Annotated in this window: 17 protein-coding genes and 3 pseudogenes; 16 read left to right on the forward strand and 4 right to left on the reverse strand. The window is 38.7% G+C overall.

Features of this window, described 5'->3' with window-relative positions; translation table 11 throughout:
- The first annotated feature begins 84 nt into the window (after positions 1–84).
- The 5 genes and pseudogenes from FLP15_RS13545 to FLP15_RS13555 all read left to right on the forward strand — a co-directional run bounded on the left by FLP15_RS13545 (position 85) and on the right by FLP15_RS13555 (position 6,614).
- Positions 85–3,766, forward strand: a pseudogene (locus FLP15_RS13545) (nitrate reductase subunit alpha).
- Positions 3,763–5,324: pseudogene (gene narH, locus FLP15_RS03760) on the forward strand (nitrate reductase subunit beta). The pseudogenes FLP15_RS13545 and narH overlap by 4 nt, the downstream one beginning before the upstream one ends.
- Entirely contained in the window at positions 5,302–5,925 is a 624-nt protein-coding gene (gene narJ, locus FLP15_RS03765) for a nitrate reductase molybdenum cofactor assembly chaperone (protein ID WP_142766056.1), read from the forward strand. Before narH ends, narJ begins: the two are co-directional and overlap by 23 nt.
- The gene (narI, locus tag FLP15_RS13550; protein ID WP_280954085.1) at positions 5,926–6,381 is read left to right on the forward strand and encodes a respiratory nitrate reductase subunit gamma; all 456 of its coding nucleotides are present in this window, start codon (positions 5,926–5,928) and stop codon (positions 6,379–6,381) included.
- Positions 6,378–6,614, forward strand: coding sequence for a respiratory nitrate reductase subunit gamma (locus FLP15_RS13555; RefSeq protein WP_280954086.1), 237 nt, complete (start codon positions 6,378–6,380; stop codon positions 6,612–6,614). Before narI ends, FLP15_RS13555 begins: the two co-directional genes overlap by 4 nt.
- Positions 6,615–6,739: 125 nt before the next feature.
- Here the strand turns inward: FLP15_RS13555 and FLP15_RS03775 are convergent, their stop codons facing one another.
- Positions 6,740–7,267 (reverse strand): NTP transferase domain-containing protein, encoded by a 528-nt coding sequence (locus FLP15_RS03775; protein ID WP_142766057.1) that lies wholly within the window; start codon positions 7,265–7,267, stop codon positions 6,740–6,742.
- Positions 7,268–7,992: 725 nt separating this feature from the next.
- Between FLP15_RS03775 and FLP15_RS03780 the strand changes: the two genes are divergently transcribed.
- The 9 genes and pseudogenes from FLP15_RS03780 (at position 7,993) to FLP15_RS03820 (ending at position 14,836) form a co-directional block, all read left to right on the forward strand.
- The gene (locus FLP15_RS03780; protein WP_142766058.1) at positions 7,993–9,207 is read left to right on the forward strand and encodes a molybdopterin molybdotransferase MoeA; all 1,215 of its coding nucleotides are present in this window, start codon (positions 7,993–7,995) and stop codon (positions 9,205–9,207) included.
- On the forward strand, positions 9,186–9,674 hold the full coding sequence (gene mobB / locus FLP15_RS03785) for a molybdopterin-guanine dinucleotide biosynthesis protein B (RefSeq protein WP_142766059.1): 489 nt from the start codon (positions 9,186–9,188) through the stop codon (positions 9,672–9,674). Before FLP15_RS03780 ends, mobB begins: the two co-directional genes overlap by 22 nt.
- Complete coding sequence (gene moaC / locus FLP15_RS03790) at positions 9,659–10,138, forward strand: cyclic pyranopterin monophosphate synthase MoaC (RefSeq protein ID WP_142766060.1); 480 nt, start codon at positions 9,659–9,661, stop codon at positions 10,136–10,138. The genes mobB and moaC overlap by 16 nt, the downstream gene beginning before the upstream one ends.
- 6 nt (positions 10,139–10,144) lie before the next feature.
- Entirely contained in the window at positions 10,145–10,345 is a 201-nt protein-coding gene (locus FLP15_RS03795) for a hypothetical protein (protein WP_142766061.1), read from the forward strand.
- Between the two features lie 7 nt (positions 10,346–10,352).
- Positions 10,353–10,766, forward strand: a complete 414-nt coding sequence (locus FLP15_RS03800; protein ID WP_142766062.1) for a molybdenum cofactor biosynthesis protein MoaE — start codon at positions 10,353–10,355, stop codon at positions 10,764–10,766.
- Positions 10,767–10,817: 51 nt separating this feature from the next.
- The gene (locus FLP15_RS03805) at positions 10,818–11,060 is read left to right on the forward strand and encodes a MoaD/ThiS family protein (RefSeq protein ID WP_142766063.1); all 243 of its coding nucleotides are present in this window, start codon (positions 10,818–10,820) and stop codon (positions 11,058–11,060) included.
- A 214-nt stretch (positions 11,061–11,274) separates the two neighbouring features.
- Positions 11,275–12,293: pseudogene (moaA, locus tag FLP15_RS03810) on the forward strand (GTP 3',8-cyclase MoaA).
- 296 nt (positions 12,294–12,589) lie between these two features.
- Positions 12,590–13,810, forward strand: coding sequence for a nitrate/nitrite transporter (locus FLP15_RS03815; RefSeq protein ID WP_142766064.1), 1,221 nt, complete (start codon positions 12,590–12,592; stop codon positions 13,808–13,810).
- Between the two features lie 231 nt (positions 13,811–14,041).
- Positions 14,042–14,836: an HAD family hydrolase gene (locus tag FLP15_RS03820; RefSeq protein ID WP_142767421.1), complete on the forward strand. Its 795-nt coding sequence runs from the start codon at positions 14,042–14,044 to the stop codon at positions 14,834–14,836.
- A 158-nt stretch (positions 14,837–14,994) separates the two neighbouring features.
- Here the strand turns inward: FLP15_RS03820 and FLP15_RS03825 are convergent, their stop codons facing one another.
- The 3 genes from FLP15_RS03825 to rpmB form a co-directional block, all read right to left on the reverse strand.
- Positions 14,995–16,659: a DAK2 domain-containing protein gene (locus FLP15_RS03825; protein WP_142766065.1), complete on the reverse strand. Its 1,665-nt coding sequence runs from the start codon at positions 16,657–16,659 to the stop codon at positions 14,995–14,997.
- Positions 16,659–17,021: an Asp23/Gls24 family envelope stress response protein gene (locus tag FLP15_RS03830; RefSeq protein WP_162930940.1), complete on the reverse strand. Its 363-nt coding sequence runs from the start codon at positions 17,019–17,021 to the stop codon at positions 16,659–16,661. The genes FLP15_RS03825 and FLP15_RS03830 overlap by 1 nt, the downstream gene beginning before the upstream one ends.
- A 272-nt stretch (positions 17,022–17,293) precedes the next feature.
- Positions 17,294–17,488 (reverse strand): 50S ribosomal protein L28, encoded by a 195-nt coding sequence (rpmB, locus tag FLP15_RS03835; protein WP_120772929.1) that lies wholly within the window; start codon positions 17,486–17,488, stop codon positions 17,294–17,296.
- A gap of 136 nt (positions 17,489–17,624) precedes the next feature.
- Here rpmB and FLP15_RS03840 point away from each other — a divergent pair, with 136 nt between their 5' ends.
- Both FLP15_RS03840 and FLP15_RS03845 read left to right on the forward strand, forming a co-directional pair.
- Positions 17,625–18,284 carry a DUF1129 domain-containing protein gene (locus FLP15_RS03840; RefSeq protein ID WP_142766066.1) on the forward strand — a complete coding sequence of 220 codons (660 nt, stop codon included), beginning with the start codon at positions 17,625–17,627 and terminating at the stop codon, positions 18,282–18,284.
- A 124-nt stretch (positions 18,285–18,408) separates the two neighbouring features.
- Positions 18,409–19,362 (forward strand): hypothetical protein, encoded by a 954-nt coding sequence (locus FLP15_RS03845; RefSeq protein WP_142766067.1) that lies wholly within the window; start codon positions 18,409–18,411, stop codon positions 19,360–19,362.
- Positions 19,363–19,403 lie beyond the last annotated feature (41 nt).

Consider the following 19,403-nt stretch of genomic DNA (forward strand, 5'->3'; position numbering starts at 1 on the left):
TGCGGATTGACGGGACTTTGTACTATACTTGAGAGGTATAAAACTCTAGAAAATAATTTATCCATTATGAAAGGGACCGGAATTATGAGAAAACCACGTTTTTTCAACGTCGTTGAGAAATTCAATGGGTCGTTCACTCAGCTTGAAGAAAATAATCGCCGCTGGGAAGATATATATCGCAGACGTTGGGCGCATGATAAAATAGTTCGTACGACTCACGGTGTCAACTGTACTGGCTCATGCTCTTGGAACGTCTTTGTCAAGCAAGGGATTATCACCTGGGAGCATCAAGCAACAGACTATCCTTCGTGTGGTCCAGATATGCCTGAATATGAACCACGTGGTTGTCCTCGTGGTGCAAGCTTTAGTTGGTATGAATACAGTCCATTACGTATTAAATATCCCTATATTCGTGGTGTACTTTGGACAATGTGGCTTGAAGCCAAAAACCTATTTGCAGGAGATTCAGTTGCAGCATGGAAGTCTATCGTAGAGAATCCAGAAAAATCACGCGAATATAAAGCAGCGCGTGGACATGGTGGACTTGTACGAGTTAAATGGTCTGATGCGCTTGAGCTTATCTCAGCTATGCTGACTTATACGATTAAAACGTATGGTCCCGACCGTCTTGTTGGTTTCTCACCTATTCCAGCGATGTCAATGATTTCTTTTGCCTCTGGGGCGCGTTTCTTATCACTTTTGGGTGGTGAGATGTTGTCATTTTATGATTGGTATGCCGATTTGCCACCCGCTTCTCCACAAATTTGGGGAGAGCAAACTGACGTTCCAGAATCAGCGGATTGGTATAACTCTCAATATATTATGATGTGGGGTTCAAATGTCCCATTAACTCGGACACCAGATGCTCACTTTATGACAGAAGCGCGTTATAAAGGAGCTAAAGTTGTTGCAGTAAGCCCAGACTATGCCGAAAATGTTAAATTCGCAGATAACTGGCTGGCACCGCATCCAGGAACAGATGCGGCCTTAGCTCAAGCGATGACATATGTTATCTTAAAAGAATATTATGTTGATCGCCAAGTTCCTTACTTCATTGAGTATACAAAGCAATACACAGACCTTCCATTCTTGATTCTTTTAGATAAAGATGATAATGGAAATTATAAGTCAGGGCGTTTTCTTCGTATTTCTGATCTCCATGGCAAAAACTCGGAAGAAAATTCAGAATGGAAACCAGTTCTAATTGATGAAAATGATCAACAAATTAAAGTTCCAAATGGAACAATCGGTCAGCGTTGGGACCATTCAGAAAAATGGAATCTAAAACTTGGGGGATTAATCCTAAATTATCAATTTTAGAAGAAAATACACCACATGTTAAAATTGATTTTCCTTATTTTGATGAAGCAGGGTCAAGTATTTTGACTCGGAATGTTCCTGTGAAGCCTGTGATTTTTGAGGATGGCACAGAACATCTTGTCACTACTGTGTTTGATTTACAAATGTCGCAGTATGGTGTGAAACGCGTAGCCAGTGATGACCTTGCTGCTAAAGGATATGATGACTTAGACTCACCATACACACCTGCTTGGCAAGAAAAAATTACAGGGGTTAAAGCTTCACTCGCTATTCAAATCGGTCAAGAATTTGCACAAAATGCCGAGGATACCAAAGGTAAAACAATGGTCATTATTGGTGCGGGTGTCAATCACTGGTTCAACTCTGATATGATTTATCGTAGTGTCATCAATATGTTGGCTTTGACAGGCTGTATTGGTGTTTCTGGTGGTGGCTGGGCTCACTATGTTGGTCAAGAAAAACTCCGTCCAGCAGAAGGTTGGGCAGCAGTTACATTTGCTAACGACTGGAACCCAGGTGCTGCACGTCAACAAAATGGAACTTCTTTCTTTTACTTTGCTTCAGACCAATGGAAGTATGATGAGATGGATAATGAAGCGCTTAAATCTCCGTTAGCAAATAAAACATCCAATAGCTATAAACATCCAGCAGACTATAACCAAATGGCAGTTCGATTAGGATGGTTACCAAGTTATCCACAATTTAATCGTAATTCACTTGATTTTGTAAAGCAATATGGTACGACCGATATTGAAGAAATCAAACCACGTATTGTTGAAGAACTCAAATCAGGCAGCTTACAATTTGCTGTAGAAGCACCAGACCGTAAGGAAAATCAACCTAAAGGCATGTTTATCTGGCGTTCAAATCTTTTTGCCTCATCAGGTAAAGGGGCAGAGTATTTCATGAAGCATCTTTTGGGAGCTGAGAATGGTCTGCTTGCCAAAACAAATGATAACTTCAAACCTGAAGAAATGGAATGGAATGAAGAGGAAGTCACAGGTAAACTTGACCTTGTAACAACGCTTGATTTTCGGATGGTAACAACACCAATGTACTCTGATATTGTTTTGCCAGCAGCAACATGGTATGAAAAAGAGGATTTATCTTCAACAGATATGCATCCATTTATACATCCGTTTAATGCTGCGGTAAGTCCACTTTGGGAATCAAAAACAGACTGGAATATTTTCCGTGAACTTGCTAAAACTTTCCAAGAAATGGCAAAAAAAGAATTTGATGGACCAGTCTATGATATTCATACTAGCCCGTTGGCACATGATTCAAAAGCTGAAATTGCTCAACCGTTTGGTCAAGTTAAGGACTGGAAAAAAGGTGAAATTGAGGCTATTCCTGGGCAAACAATGCCAAACATTAAGCTTGTAAAACGCGATTACACGAAGCTGTATGACCAATATATTGCACTTGGTCCCAACCTTGCCAAAGGAAAAGTTGGCGCGATTGGTTTATCTTACCCAGTAGCTAAGCAGTATGAGGAACTGAAACACACGCTTCAAACCTATAAAACAGGAAGCAATGCTGGACTTCCTAAAATTTATGAAGCGAAACAAGTGGCTGATGCAATCCTGACACTTTCATCTACTTCAAACGGTAAAGTTAATATGGAAGCGTGGAAAGCTGCTGAAGAAGAACACGGGGTAGATTTACTTGATATTGGTGGAGGCTATGAGCAACAAAAGATGACTTTCAAAGATATCACAGCTCAACCTCGTGAATCTTATCCAACACCAATCGGTACTTCTGCTAAAAAAGATGGCGAACGCTATTCAGCATTCTCTCTACATATTGAGCGTTTGGTACCTTTCCGTACATTGACAGGACGTCAACAATTCTATATTGATCATGAAATTTTCCAAGAATATGGAGAAAATCTTTCAACGTATAAACCTACTTTACCTCCACAAGTGATGGGCCAAAAGATGCAGACATCAAAGTGGCAGAGGGTAAAGAAATTACTTTGCGTTATATGACACCACATGGTAAATGGAACATACATACCATGTATCAGGATAATATTCATATGCTGACCCTTTTCCGCGGTGGTCCAAATGTTTGGCTTTCGATTGAGGATGCGAAGAAATTGGAAATTAAAGATAATGATTGGCTAGAACTTTACAACCGAAATGGTGTGGTAACAGCAAGAGCAGTCGTTTCACACCGGATGCCAGAAGGTACAATGTATATGTATCATGCTCAGGATGCTACTGTTCAAGTGCCACTTTCAAATATTACTGGGAATCGTGGTGGCTCGCATAATGCTCCTACACAAATTCATATCAAGCCAACGCAAATGGTTGGAGGATATGCGCAACTTTCTTATGGCTGGAACTACTATGGTCCAATCGGAAATCAGCGTGATTTATATGTCAATGTTAGAAAATTGGACAAGGTAGATTGGTCTAATACAGAAGGAGGCGACTCATGAAAGTAAAAGCACAAATCGGTATGGTGCTCAACCTTGATAAATGTATCGGTTGTCATACTTGCTCTGTGACTTGTAAAAATACTTGGACTAATCGTCCAGGAACTGAATATATGTGGTTTAACAATGTCGAAACAAAGCCTGGTGTGGGTTATCCAAAGCGTTGGGAAGACCAAGAAAAATATGCTGGTGGTTGGAAAGTTAATAAGAATGGTAAGCTAACTTTGAAAGCTGGAGGAAAGGCTGAAAAAGTAGCAACCTTTAGTATTTTTTACAATGCTGATATGCCAGAGCTTGATGATTATTATGAACCTTGGACTTACGACTATCGCAATCTTTTTGGAAAAGCTCAAAAACACCAACCTGTAGCGCGGGCAAAATCACAAATTACGGGTGAAAATATTGATCTTAAATGGGGACCAAACTGGGATGATGATTTAGCAGGAGGGAACATTCTATCGCTAATGACCCTAATATTGCTAAAATTGAATCAGATATTAAGGCTAACTTTGAGACGACATTTATGATGTATTTGCCTCGTCTTTGTGAACATTGTTTAAACCCTGCTTGTGTAAGTTCTTGCCCATCAGGAGCGATGTATAAACGTGATGAAGATGGGATTGTTTTGGTCAATCAAGACCATTGTAAAGGTTGGCGTTTTTGTGTAAGTTCTTGCCCTTACAAAAAAGTTTACTTTAATTGGTCGACACACAAGGCCGAAAAATGTACTTTCTGTTATCCACGTATTGAGGAAGGTTTACCAACGGTATGCTCTGAAACTTGTGTGGGACGGATTCGTTATATTGGTGTGATGCTTTATGATGCCGATCGTGTGGCTGAGGCAGCCAGCGAGCCAGATGAAAAATTACTTTATCAACGTCAACTTGAAGTTTTTCTTGACCCTTATGACTCTAAAGTGATTGAGGCGGCGCGTGCTGAGGGAATTTCTGAGGACATGATTGAGGGGGCGCAAAATTCTCCTGTCTATCGGATGGTCATGGAAGAAAAAATTGCCTTTCCTTTGCACCCTGAATATCGTACCATGCCAATGGTTTGGTATTGTCCACCGCTTAGTCCAATCATGAGCTATTTTGAAGGAAAAAATTCGCTGAAAAATCCTGAGATGATTTTCCCAGGTATTGATGAGATGCGTATTCCTGTGGACTATTTGGCATCAATCTTGACAGCTGGCAACGTGGAACCAGTTAAGGCTGCACTTTACAAGTTGGCGATGATTCGTTTGTATATGCGTGCGGCAACTTCAGGAAAAGAATTTGATGAAGCGAAGTTGAAAATGGTTGGTTTGACAAAGGAATCAGCTACTTCACTCTATCGTTTGCTTGCGATTGCTAAATATGAAGACCGCTTTGTGATTCCTAAGGCGCATAGGGAAGAACAATTTGAAGATGTAGAAAAAGCGCAAGGTGCTTTAGGCTACGATGAATGTAATGGTTGTTCGTTGGCTGATTTACATTCGTCAATGATTCAAAAAGCTCAGAAAGGGAAATCTGGTTCAGATATTTACGCTGAAAGCTTCTATGGAGGAATTTGGCGTGATTAATGTTCGAGAGTTGGAACGTTTGAGAAAGAGTTTTTTGCTTCTTTCTCAAGCAATTGATTTTCCAGATGATGAGGTAAGAAGTCAGGACTTTGCAATGGAAGTGTTAAAAAACTTTCCTCAGATTCCCGAAAAAAATCAATTTTTAAGTGTTTTGAAGGAGTTTCAGGCTAAGTCTTTACAAGAACTACAAGAAAATTATACAGGACTCTTTGAACTAAATAAGCGAATTACGATGTACTGTACCTATTATCGTTTTGAGGATTCACGTGAGCGTGGAGGGATTTTGGCAAAATTGAAAATGCTCTATGAGATGTTTGGTGTAGAGCTTGATATGGCTGAAATGACGGACTATTTGCCTACGATGTTGGAATTTCTGGGACTTGGCGTGTGGACAGATGGACCCGTAGAAGATACTCGAATTGAAGATTTGAATTTGTTATTTTCTGTGTTAGAAGATGGAACTTATGAGATTCTAAAGCAGGCAAAAGAGCTTGTAGATGAGCCATATTTAGACTTGGTTCGCTTAATTCGTAGTAGCTTACGGTATTGCATTATTGATGGAGGAGATAACGCAGAGATGAGGAAAGGAGAAAAAGCTTAGATGACTCAGTTTTGGAACTTTATGCTTTGGGTGGTTTACCCATATTTGATGCTTGGTTCGTTTTTCATCGGAACAGTTGTTCGAATGAGAAAACCCGGCTCTGTTACTGCGAAATCAAGTGAACTCATGGAGAAGAAGCGCTTGATTTGGGGGTCGATTCTTTTCCATATTGGGATTCTTGGGGTATTTGGTGGACACGTGATTGGTATTTTTATTCCAGAAACGTTTACGGACTCAATCGGGATTACTAATGAGTTCTATCATAAGGTGCTTGCGATGGGAATTGGTGGTGTGTTTGGTGCAATGACTCTTGTAGGAATTATTGTACTGACTTATCGTCGTTTTACGAGTAAGCGTGTTGCTGCAACTTCTACGCTAAATGATAATGTTGTGATTGTGGCATTGTTGGTTACGATTGTGCTTGGGATGATGAGCTCATTTTGGCAGGTCCTATGACACCTGGATTTGATTATCGTACGACAATTGGAGTTTGGGGACGTGGTTTATTTGCTTTCAGTCCGGCTTGGAATTTGATGAATAATATTCCATTATTTTATAAGTTGCACATCATTTGTGGCTTGGCTATGTTTGGATTTTTCCCTTATACGCGGTTAGTTCATGCACTTTATGTTCCTTTGCATTATATTTTCCGTCGTTTTGTGGTTTATCGTCGGTATTCACGTCGTTAAAAGAAAAAATCCAGCTTAGCTGGGTTTTTTAGTCACTGACAGCTTTCTGTCAGTGCTGATGAGTCTGATTTATCATAAATTAGTTTATGTTTTTTGAGTCAAGAGTGAAAAAACTTGGGTAATGTTTATTGATAGTTGTGGTTGGTAAGCTCAATCTCAGGCAGGGTTATTGAGGTTGCTTGGATAGAGGCTAAAAAATCTTGCATTCGACGGTTTTTATTTTCCAGAAAGTCTTGTATTTGGGTATGGCTGAAAGTAAGGTGAGCAATGGTGAAATTATTTTTGATATAAGTATTTTTTACTGACAGAAGTTCTGTCAGTGATTGTACCGAAATCTCTGGATAATCTACGGCTAAAATTAGATAATCATGTGTATTTTTAGCTATTGATGAAACGGTGTATAAGCCTGCTAGTGGTCCTTCTCCAGCGAAAAGTGAATGGTCAGTAACAATGTGTGCTGATGGAAGTTGTTTTTTGATTTGAGGAAGATTAGAATGGCTTGCAACGATATAAGTTTTTTCTGTCAGTGCTGACAGTTTTCTGTAAGCGATTTCTGTCCAAGTTTGATTGGAGCTTTTATCTAAAAATAGAGCTTTATCTCCGTTTTTAAAGCGACTGGACTTTCCACCCGCTAGAATGATTCCGATAGTCATGGTTTTATTTTATCATAAAGCTTGTGAGCTTGACTTGTTTTGCTTTTGATTGGCTGTCTTGTAACTTCATGATGTCAAAATGCTGCTATATGGTCGTTGAAGAAGTTAATAAAAAAGCATAATGGATGATTTTGGTTTACGAATTTCTTTGTGCGACTGTGCTATAAAAGCTTGTTTGAGTTTGAAAGATAGACTAGTATGAAGTCTGGATTAGAGCCAGATTTCCTTGAGAATAGCTCTTAACTTTGGACTTTTAAAAAAGAAAAAATGAAGTCAAGACTTATTCAGTGGAGTTTCAATTCACCACTGAATTTAAGGTACAACCTCTAGGTGTAACAACTAAGCGACCTGTACGCAGCTAAAGCTGCAACAGTCTGCTTAACATCTTCGATATGAGGTCACACCTCCGCTTCACTTCGTTATCCATTCGCTCTAAGCGACTAAAGTCGCAAGGCGAAGTGGTCTTTTCCAAGAAGCCTAGGCGCTAAAAGCGCCAACGCCCTATGGCAGTCGGACGAAATTCAAAGTTAGTGCTGCTTCATTCCTAACTAAAAGGTAGGGGTGTTAGCAAGCACTTGCTTCGATAAACTACATTGCGTTGCTTTTCGTTGGCACAAGCCTCTAAATTTTTGATATACTAAGGGTGTAACTTTTTCTCTGAAAAAGCGGGATTCTGTAGTTTTGGAAAATATATAAAAAAGTAAAAATAGAATTGAGAGATTGTCATGTATCTAAATCGTGATATTATCACGCTTGAAGAAGCTCAAGGGCTGCTTCAAAGTGTAAATTTACAAACTAAAACAAAGAAAATTTCTACTGCTGAAGCACATTTTTATGTGCTTGCAGAGAATATTTACGCTACTTTTCCGATTCCGGCTTTCAGAAGGAGTGGATATGATGGCTATGGGATTTTGAATGAAGATGATCATAGTTTTCCACGTGAATTTGAAATTATAGATAACATTGGTGCAGGTTCAGTTTTGGAGAAAAAGATGTCTTCGGGTCAAGCAGTGAGGATTATGACGGGTGCCAAAGTTCCAGATGAAGTTGGTAAGGTCACCATGCTCGAAGTTACAGAAAAGTGTTCAGATGATAAAGTGTTAATCAAGGAAAGTATGAAGCACAGTAATATTTCTTCTATTGGTGAAGAATTTCTTAAAGGCGATTTGCTGTTAAGTTCAGGAACACGCTTAAATGCTGGTGCAATCAGTTTGCTTAATGCTTTTGGTATTGCTGAGGTATTGGTTTATCAAAAGCCAAAAGTTGGGATTTTAGCGACAGGTTCGGAGCTTCTAAAAGCTGGTGAAGCTTATGTTGAAGGGAAAATTTATAATTCGAATGGCCCACTTCTCGAAGCTTTAGTCCGAGAAAACGGTGGTCTTGTTATCACTTTGGATAATGTCAAAGACGAACTTCATGATACACTGGCGATTTTAAATGACCTAACTTCACGGTGTGATCTTGTATTAACGACTGGCGGAGTATCTGTTGGCGATTTTGATTTCATGGCTGAGGCAGCTAAAGCGGCAGACCAATTTTTATTTAATAAATTGAGTATGCGACCAGGGAGTCCAACGACTGCTTTTGTTCATAAGGGAACACCTGTTATTGCGCTTTCGGGAAATCCAGGAGCTTGCTTCACAGGATTTTATCTTTTTGTTGAGCCTACGTTGCAACGGTTTGTTGGAGGAAAAAGTCGTTTAAAACAAGTGAAGTTACCTTTGGCTCATGATTACGATAAACCAAATAATTTTGATAAATATCTACGTGCAACGGTCAATTTTGACCATGATTCTGGACTTATTGTTAGTCAAATTGGTTCTGATAAATCATCAGCACTTGGAAATTTACATAGTACAACAGCATTCTTTAAAGTTCCGCATGATAGTAGTATTCACAAGGGTGAGGAGGTTGAAGTATGGTTACTGCCTTACAAATAATCGGCAAAAAAAAGTCTGGAAAGACAACGACAACAATTGATTTTATTAAGTCAGCTCGTGAACTGAATCTTGTTGTTGCAAGCTTTAAACATACTCATCATACGGTTTCGATGGATGTGGAAGGAACGGATACAGCACGATTTGCTCAAGCGGGAGCGCAGCAAGTTGGGATGCAAAATGACAAAGGATTTTTTTGGCATGAAACACGTCCAGCAAAAGCATTGGAAGAAGAAATTGCTGATTTTGTTCGACCAGAAACAGATTTACTTCTAATTGAAGGATTTAAGAAGGAAAATTTCCCGAAATTATTGCTCTTGCGAGAAAATGACCAAGTTACAGACTTCGCAGAATTTGACAATATTGAATTTGTTGGAACGATTTTTCCGTCAGTACTGACAGAAAATATGATTGATTTGACGACAGAAGAAAAACGAAAGGAATGGTTAAAGTCATGGCTGACGAATTAACCCATTTTAACGGACAGGGGCGCGCTAAGATGGTGGATGTAACTGAGAAAACTGTCACTAAACGTGTGGCGCTAGCCACGACAACCATTATCATGCAAGCAGAAACACTTAAGAGAATTAAAGAAGGAAAAGTGAAAAAAGGAGATGTGCTTGCTGTAGCTCAAACTGCTGGTATCATGGCGGCAAAACGTACATCAGAGTTGATTCCAATGTGTCATCTCCTTCCTCTTTCAGGTGTGGACATCAATTTCGTTGATGATGGAGTTGACAGGTTGACACTTACTGCAACTGTAAAAACAGTTAATCAAACAGGTGTGGAGATGGAGGCGTTGACAGCGGTACAAATTGCAGCACTTACCGTTTATGATATGTGTAAAGCAATGGATAGAGGAATGCAGATTACAGAATGTCATTTGGTTGAGAAAATGGGTGGAAAATCAGGGCATTTTATATACGGAGAGTAAAAAAGAATGAATGTTGTACTTCCCGTAATATTTTTGGGTGGTTTCATCATTGTTCTCATTAATATGATTCGGCTGAAAATCAAATTTAAAAATGCTGGCGATGGCGGTTTTAAATCTTCGATGAAGGCAGTCGGACTTTCACTATTATTGGGATTTGGCGTAGAATTGCTAACAGTACTTATCTGGCTTATTTGGACAAAAATATAGAAAAAATATGGCAATCATAAAATTACAAACAAGCCCGATTGATGTCGGGCGCTATTACAGTCTGCTCAAGGACGAAAAATACGGTGGAATTGACCTATTTGTTGGGACGGTACGAGAATGGACAAAAAAGAGCGGAAAAGTGGAACATACGGATTATATCGAGTACACTGCCTATGAAGAAATGGCAATTAAAGAATTGCAAAAATTGGCGGCTCCGATAGAAGCGCGAGGAGACCGTGTTGTTATTGTTCATCGTTTAGGGAGGCTAGAGCTGACTGATGAGGCTGTGTTGATTGGTGTGGCTAGTCCGCACCGCGAAGCAGCATTTGAGGGCTGTCATAGTATCATTGATCATCTTAAAGAAACAGTGCCTATTTGGAAAAAAGAGGTAGATGGTGAGATTGAGAGATGGGGGAAATAAACAGACAAGAGAGTTATGCACAACAGATAGAATTTTCCGGAGGAAACAACATTGAAAAAGGTAAAACTATTTGGCTTTCTTGGCGCATTTATCGCACCAGAGATTAAACTTGATTTACCAGATAAAATTAATAAAAATATCATTCTATCAGTACTGACAGAGCAATATCCAATGCATCAAACAGAGTTTTTACAGTGTAATGTCGCTGTAAACCAAGTTTACATCTTTGACGAAGAAGTTGACAGCAGAAATATTGAAGAAATTGCAATTATTCCACCTGTCAGTGGTGGATAAAAGCTGTCAGTATGCTGACAGAGCTGAAAATATAGAATATCGTAATTTTTCATAAAGGGAGTAGCCCATTCTTTGTAAAATAAGACACTGAATTGAGGTGCCTCACAACCTAAATATGAAAAACTCTGAGTAATTGTGAGTGCGGTAGATTTACCGTAATTTTGTGCTGAAATACAAGATTGTCTCATCAAAAGGAGAAATAATGACAACAAAAATGACAGAACCATTTGTACTGACAGACCGTTTTGGTCGAATTCATGATTATATTCGTATCAGTATTACAGATAAATGTAGTTTACGCTGTGTTTACTGTATGCCAGAAGAAGGATTAGAGTTTTTTCCAGATGATAAAGTGCTTTCGAAAGATGAGATTATACAACTAGTAACAAATTTTGCAAAGCTTGGAATCAAAAAAGTTCGTTTGACTGGTGGAGAGCCGTTGATGCGCCATGATATTCTTGAACTGGTTGAAGGGATTGCAAGTATTTCGGGAATTGAAGATATCGCTCTTACAACAAATGGTTTGGCATTAGCACGTTTATCTGAAAAATTGTGGAATGCGGGTTTAAAGCGGATAAACATCAGTTTGGATACTTTTGAAGCAGATAAATACCGTGAAATCACACGTGGTGGAAATATTAAGCAGGTTTTAAAAGGTTTGGAAAAAGCCAGCCAATTTCCCTTCAAAATAAAGATGAATGTCGTCGTTATTGGGGGCAAAATGACAACGAAATTATTGATTTTTTGAAATATTCGATTGAACATCCAGTGAATGTTCGTTTCATTGAGTTTATGCCTATTGGTCATACCAATATCGAGCGAGATAATGAGATGTGGAAACACAAATATAAAGGAGTTGAAACAGTTTTTGATATTTGTGAGGAGAATGGTTGGGATTATGAGCCGATTGATTTTGCTGGGAATGGACCTTCAGAAAATTTTCAAATTTCTGGAGCAAAAGGGTCATTTGGATTGATTCATCCAGTATCCTGTCGCTTTTGTGAGAGCTGTAATCGTTTACGAGTGACGGCAGATGGTTACATTAAGTCGTGTCTTTATTGGGATGACGAAGAAAGTATTCGTCCTTATCTTGATGACTTTGAGGCTTTTAAAGCAAAAATTTTACATTCACTTGACATGAAACCAGAAAATCATGAAATGGCACTTGCAGAAAATGAAAAAAGTCAATTTCAAAAACCAACTTGGCGACATATGAGTCAAATCGGAGGCTGACAGAGCGATAAAAATCCTGTCAGTATGCTTACAAAGCTGTCAGTGACAGCTTTTTTTGTCGTTCAAAGCGTATTTAAAAGAAAACGATGTCAAGTGTATTTTACACAACTCAGTGTAGCTTTTTCATACAAATTGTAATAAAATATAGCTTGTTAATAGCTGTTACATTGTTAAACGAATACAACGTAATGTGTCGCTTCATATCAAAATGATGTGAGAATAGCGTCAAAAAATGCTAATCACGGTCTTTTATTAAAAATGAGACTAGTATAAAATAACTAAGGAGATTTATTATCATGGAAAATATTTCCAACGATAAAAAAGCTGCTACAATGGCGCTTGTCATGGGAACTTTGGCGATGTTGGTTTCGTTTATGGCATGGTCTTCTGTTGCACCATTAGCAACTGCATTTGCACCGAAGCTCGGATTTGTAGCGGGCACAGGGGCACAAAAGGTACTTGTTGCAGTGCCAGTTTTGCTCGGCTCAATTATGCGTATCCCAATGGGGATTTTATCTGACCGTTTAGGTGGTAAAAAAGTTTTTATTGCATTAATGATTTTCACATTAATTCCGCTGGTTATTATTCCGCATATCACAAGTTATACTGCGATGCTCTGGGTTTTATTGCTTTTGGGAATGGCTGGAACGTCATTTGCTGTTGCAATTAGCTATGTCAGTGTTTGGTTCCCTGCTGAAAAACAAGGACTTGCACTTGGAATCGCTGGGATGGGGAACATCGGTAACGCGGTCTCTGCACTGATTCTGCCATCTATTATCGGCCCTGCAAAGCATATTGACTATGCTTATAATTTCCTTATTGTACTTATTGCTGTCTTTACTGTTATCTTTGCACTGACAACAAAAGAAATGCCTACTGACAAAAACAAAACGTTGGGTAGTGCGCTGTCAGTGGCTAAGGAAAAAGATACTTGGTATTTGTCACTTTTTTATATGTTGACCTTTGGTTCATTCATGGCTTTCGGTAATCTAATTCCAACTTTGATTGGTAAAGGAAATGTCAACGGTTTTGTCATTGCTGACAATCCTGCACGGGTTCTTGTCATTGCAGGTTTTTGGGCGGCTGGGTTCTCTGCTGTTGCAACGATTATGCGTCCGCTTGGTGGTGCTATTGCTGATAAGATTTTGCCTAAAAAAATGTTGATGTTTGTATTTGCAGGTGTATTTGTGTCAACCTTAGTTCTTGCTGAGGGAACGAAAAATTTTGCCATTCTCATGACAGGAGTTTTCCTACTTGCCGTTTTTGCAGGTATTGGTAATGGTGTTGTTTTCAAAATGGTACCTTATGTTTCGAAGAAGAATACAGGAGCGGTCACAGGATTTGTTGGTGCAATCGGTGGTTTAGGTGGATTCGTTTATCCATTTGTCGTTGCAGGCATCGGCAATCTTCATATTAGTTTTCTTGTGCTGACAGGATTCACGATAATTTGTGCCATTGTTCTCTGGGCTGTGTTCTTCCGAGGTGGTGACACAATTGTCAAAAATCCACGAAATTAAAGTGTGACCAACTTATTTGAAAGTTTTTTTGCTCATAAGTTAAAAGAAAATTAAGGGTGCAACCATTAAATAATTAATCCTAAAATAAAACCTTTGGATGTTTAACATTTAAAAGTTTTATTTTAGGATTTTAATTTTGGCAAATGTTCCTTAAAAATAGAACTTATGCGCTGATTTTTTATGATAAACTGTAAGCAGATACAAATAGAATATAGTTCAGAAAGAAGAATGATGATTAAACTTGTTTTAACGGATCTAGACGGTACATTTCTCAATTCCAGCGGGACTTTTGATGCTGACAGGTTCAAAAAAATTCTGTCAGCACTGACAGAAAAAGAAATTGCCTTTGGAGTAGTGACAGGAAAGCAAACAGAGCGCGTGGAAGAACTTTTTGGTGACTTATCCAAGAAAATATGGATTTTGGGAGATTCTGCGAGTCGGATAAAATTCAATGGAAAATTTGAATTTCAGCAACTTATTCCAAATGCTCAAGGCAAGCAGTTGATTCAAAAATTAGAAGAAATTCATGCTGACCAGACCATCATTGCTTGCACAGAAAGCGCAGCGATTATCAAAGAAAGTCGGGCAGAGCTTGATGGAGAGCTGGTCAGGGGGTCCTATGCGGTAATGAAAGCGGTCAAAGATTTCAGCGAAATCACTGATGATTTTGTCAAAGTGACAGTGTTTGATAGGCAGAAGCGTTGCTATGCAAGCTTTGAGCAGTTAAAGGCTGAACAAGAGCAGTTTTACATTGTGGCAAGTGAAGCAGCTTGGATTGATATCACGTCAAAAGGAATTCACAAAGGTACAACCGTACAAAAGTTACAGGAATTGCTTTCTGTTTCTGTCAGTGAGACGATGGCATTTGGAGATGGCTACAACGATTTTGAACTGCTGGCTCAAGCTAAATTTAGCTATGCGATGGCGAATGCTTTTCCAGAAGTACAAGCTAAAGCGGACTTTATCGCACCAAGTAATGATGAATCTGGTGTTTTAACAGTAATCGAGCAAAAGCTTATCAAGTAGAGTGACCTAAAAAAGCTGTCAGTTCAATGCGAGTAACGTGAACATTGAATCGGCGAATAGAAGCTTTGTCAGTAGAGCTGAAAAAAGCTGTCAGCATACTGACAGCTTTTAATTACAATTACAATATTGATAAGTAGTTGAAACAATATATTTTGAACTTATTCAACAGAGAAGATATATGGGTAAACAGGTTGTTTACCATCATGAATCTCAACTTCAAGATTTGGATGTTTCTTTTCTAGTTCCTTAGCGATACGGTCGGCATTAGATTTTTTACCTTCACTACCTACATAAATCGCAGCAATTTCACTGTCTTCATCAATCATTTTGTCAAATACGGCGAAGATAGCATCATTCATTTTCTTCGTTGAAGCAACGATTTTATTATTCAACATACCGAGGGTATCTTTTTTATGAATTTCAATACCATCAACATTTGTATCCCTGATTGCAGTTGTCACAGAACCAGATTGAACATCAGACAATGCACTAGTCATTGCATCTTTATTTTCTTCTATCGTGCGTGTTGGGTCAAAACTCAATAATGCAGTGAATCCTTGTGGAATTGTGGCTGTTTCAATTACTTCCACAGGAATTTCAGCAACTTCAGCAGCCGATTTCGCAGCCATAAAAATATTTTTATTGTTTGGTAAAATAATAACCTTTTCTGCATTGACCGCTTCAACAGCATTTAGAATATCTTCAGTTGAAGGATTCATCGTTTGTCCACCTGAAACAATATGGTTAACACCCATTTCGCGGAAAATATCAGCTAATCCTTCGCCAGCTGCAATAGCGATAAGTCCCCAATCTTTCTTAGAAGTAGAAGTGGATACCTTTGAAGATTTGGCTTCTTTTTCAGCCACACCTTCATTTTGAAGACGCATATTATCGACTTTGACTTTTACGAGACGTCCGTATTTTAAACCTTCCTGCATCACAAGTCCAGGATCTTCTGTATGGACATGAACTTTTACAATTTCGTCATCATCAACAACAAGAAGAGAATTTCCGATACCTGCTAGATACGCTTGGAAATTATCGTGATTATAACCTTCACGAGCGGTTGGACCTTGACCAAGTTCAACCATAATTTCTGTACAATAACCATATTTAATATCCGAAGTTGAAGCATTTGCGACGCTCTCATGTTCAATATTAACCATACGATCCATTGCCCCAAGTTCAGCAGTAGGTGTTTCAGGAACAAATTCACCATTGAGTGCCATCAAAAAGCCTTCGTAAATGTAAACCAAACCTTGTCCACCAGAGTCAACTACACCGACTTCTTTAAGGACAGGCAACAAATCAGGAGTCTTGGCAAGCGCACGTTTTGCACCTTCAAGAGCGGCTGTCATAACCTGTGTGGCATCATCAGTTTCATCGGTCTTATGTTTTGCCATTTCAGCAGCACCACGAGAAACAGTAAGAATGGTTCCCTCAACAGGTTTCATTACGGCTTTGTAAGCCACTTCTACACCATTTTGGAGTGCAGCTGCGAGATGAATCCCATCAAGTTCTTCATAATCTTTTGCATATTGTCCAAAACCACGGAAAAGTTGGCTTAAAATAACACCAGAGTTTCCACGCGCTCCCATAAGCAACCCTTTTGAGAGAATTTGAGCGACTTCACCAACTGTATTCGCTGATTTTTCAGCCACTTCTTTTGCACCATTAGTAATGGTCATTCCCATGTTGGTTCCTGTATCACCATCTGGTACAGGAAATACATTGAGTGAGTTGACATATTCAGCCTGTTCATTCAAACGGCTTGCCGCAGCTTGAATCATTTCTTGAAATTTACTTGAATTGATATTTGACACTAGTCCTCAACCACCTTCACATTTTGTACGTACACGTTCACACGGGCAGCAGTAATGCCGAGTTGATTTTCGAGATTGAAACGCACACGTTCTTGGATATTTTTAGCGACTTCGCTGATTTTTACACCATAACTAATTACAACATAAACATCAATGGAAATTTCGTTATCACTAGTTGTGACAACAACGCCTTTTGAGTAGTTTTCTTGACGTAAGATATTGCGGACGTTGTCTTTAACAGCTGACTTACTTGTCATACCGACCACACCGAAAATCTCAGTCGTAGAGGCACCTACAACAGTCGCAATGACTTCGGTAGCAATGTCAACGTTACCATGTTGGTTGTTAATAGTAACACTCATTTTTATACCTGTACCGTCATCAATGACACGATTTCTCGAGCTCAGAAAAAATTTTTTCTGACAAACGGCACTTTCCTCCATATTATTTAAATATCACTACTTATTCTATCATATTTTTGTAAAATAAAACAGTTGTATTGACTGATGGAATCGCTATCTTGTCAAAACTATGATCTAATATTTGACAAAAATGATGATATGTTCAAAAATAAAAAATAAAAAACCCCATCAATCTGACAGGATGTTTTTGTGTTTTGCAAAAAACAAAAAAATTACACGCGTTCTACGCCTGCTGGCAATTTTTTCAAAGCTTTAGCTGAAGCCCAAACAGTTTTAAGTTCACCGTTTTCAAGGATAGTCACTTTTTGAAGATTAGGTTTAACTACACGTTTAGTTTGGTTCATTGCGTGTGAGCGGTTATTAGATGTCACAGTCTTACGACCAGTGAAATAACATTCTTTAGACATGGTGCATACCTCCCATTAGATTTTTATGTTCTATAAAATAACATACCTGTTAAGTATAACATTTTCTTAAATAAAAAATCAAGCTTTTACACTATTTTTTAATGATTTTTTTTAGAGATTCTGCTAAAATGAAGCTATGGAAAATTTAATAGAAGAACTCACTGCAAAGAACAAAGAATATATCCATTCAGTGACCAAGCAGCTCATGCTACTTGGCAAGTCTGATGAAGAAATTAAGACAATTTTAAATGATATTCTCCCACAAATTATTGAGGCTCAAAAAAATGGTACAATTGCTAGGAAGCTTCTGGGAGCACCGACAGAGTTTGCTCAGAAATATCAACCAAAAGTTGCTGACAAGCCTGTCACAGAAAAAAATGAAAATCCTGGTTTGATGTGGTTGGATAGTACATTACTCTTCCTAGGATTTATCTCTGTTTTAAATGGCATTATGGCATTTGTTAGCTCGGCTTCACCAGTATATGGATTTGTCACTGTTGTTTTATCATCTGCTATTGCAGGTCTTGTGATGTATATGATGTATCGCTTCTTCTATCGTCCTAAAGCTGATGGAGCACGTCAAAAGTGGAACTGGAAAGGTTTTGCCGCAACCACAGTTTCAGTCTTATTGTGGATTGCGGTTACTGTGCTCTCAGGATTGCTCCCAACTTCTGTCAATATCCAACTTCCAGCAATTGCTTTGATTATCATTGGTATCGTTGCGTTTGGTGTAAGGTGGTTACTTAAACGTCAATTCAACATTCAATCTGCACTTGTTTCACAACCTAGAAAATGACAAAAACCTCAAATTGAGGTTTTTTGTTTTATCGATTTGCGTATCTTTGGGAAAAAATGGAGAAGAACGGTATACTAAAAGTACGAACAAACTGAATTTTAAGTGAAGATAGGAGAGTGAAGCAGTGAAACTTGCTCAAAAAATAGTATTAACTGCTCTGATAGCTATAGTTGCTGTGTTTGGAGTGATCATAGCTAGAGATAAAATGCAGATTTCAGATTCTCAAAAGTCAAATCTTGCTTCTGCTGCAAAGATAACAAGTAAGCAAAGTTTGAGTACACAAACGACTTCCTTATCGTCAAAAGATATGGAAAAACCCTTCGATAAAAGCTCGGTCTCCACTCGGAAATCCATTCCTCCAACGACACAATCAACCCAGGATAATTTATCTGGCTCAACACAGAGTACGCAAGAAACAACTCAAAAATTCCAAGAATCTACTGGAAATCAAGAAACAGCATTGGACTGGTTCAACACCCAAGCATCAAATTATCTGGCACAACTTATTTTGAATGAAAATGCGATTGCGAATAATGGGACAGCTAATCTTTCTATCAGTACTGATTCAAAAGATACCGCATTGGCAAAAACAGAATGTGAATGGAATAACAGCCAAGAACAAGTTGTTCATAATTATATCCCAGCGCCTGGAGGTCAAAATATTGCAGGAGGACACTATGATGCTGACTTGACAGATGCAGGAGCAAAGGTACTTGCACAGAAACTTTTTAACGGTTACTATGCAGAGAAGACAGGTTATTATGACTTGATAGCTGCGGGATACACACCAGAGCAAATCGTAAATGGAGGCGCACAGGTAACAGTGAATGGTGTGACCTATAGCGAAAAAGGGATGAATGGTACAGGGTTTGAAACGAGTAGTGGTGGCGGTGTTGTTTCTCATTATGCTGAAATCGCCAATCAAGTTCCAACTCACAAAGCAACGAAATTTTCAGTGAGTGTGATTTATGATCCGGATAAAAATTTTGTTAGCACTGCGGCGGACTTCTTTTGTGGTAATGTAAGTTACGTTTATCAGAAGGATGCAAGTGGTGCAATGAATTATGTGAATTATTAATGAAATCAAGAGACTTTTTAGTCTCTTTTTTGATGTTTCGG

This window comes from Lactococcus protaetiae, assembly GCF_006965445.1.
GTDB classification, from domain to species: domain Bacteria; phylum Bacillota; class Bacilli; order Lactobacillales; family Streptococcaceae; genus Lactococcus; species Lactococcus protaetiae.

Coding starts and splice junctions, on each gene's coding strand:
- narJ (WP_142766056.1), top strand. CDS start 5,302: ATGGAGGAATTTGGCGTGATTAATGTTCGAGAGTTGGAACGTTTGAGA.
- narI (WP_280954085.1), top strand. CDS start 5,926: ATGACTCAGTTTTGGAACTTTATGCTTTGGGTGGTTTACCCATATTTG.
- FLP15_RS13555 (WP_280954086.1), top strand. CDS start 6,378: ATGACACCTGGATTTGATTATCGTACGACAATTGGAGTTTGGGGACGT.
- FLP15_RS03775 (WP_142766057.1), bottom strand. CDS start 7,267: ATGACTATCGGAATCATTCTAGCGGGTGGAAAGTCCAGTCGCTTTAAA.
- FLP15_RS03780 (WP_142766058.1), top strand. CDS start 7,993: ATGTATCTAAATCGTGATATTATCACGCTTGAAGAAGCTCAAGGGCTG.
- mobB (WP_142766059.1), top strand. CDS start 9,186: ATGGTTACTGCCTTACAAATAATCGGCAAAAAAAAGTCTGGAAAGACA.
- moaC (WP_142766060.1), top strand. CDS start 9,659: ATGGCTGACGAATTAACCCATTTTAACGGACAGGGGCGCGCTAAGATG.
- FLP15_RS03795 (WP_142766061.1), top strand. CDS start 10,145: ATGAATGTTGTACTTCCCGTAATATTTTTGGGTGGTTTCATCATTGTT.
- FLP15_RS03800 (WP_142766062.1), top strand. CDS start 10,353: ATGGCAATCATAAAATTACAAACAAGCCCGATTGATGTCGGGCGCTAT.
- FLP15_RS03815 (WP_142766064.1), top strand. CDS start 12,590: ATGGAAAATATTTCCAACGATAAAAAAGCTGCTACAATGGCGCTTGTC.
- FLP15_RS03820 (WP_142767421.1), top strand. CDS start 14,042: ATGATTAAACTTGTTTTAACGGATCTAGACGGTACATTTCTCAATTCC.
- FLP15_RS03830 (WP_162930940.1), bottom strand. CDS start 17,021: ATGAGTGTTACTATTAACAACCAACATGGTAACGTTGACATTGCTACC.
- rpmB (WP_120772929.1), bottom strand. CDS start 17,488: ATGTCTAAAGAATGTTATTTCACTGGTCGTAAGACTGTGACATCTAAT.
- FLP15_RS03840 (WP_142766066.1), top strand. CDS start 17,625: ATGGAAAATTTAATAGAAGAACTCACTGCAAAGAACAAAGAATATATC.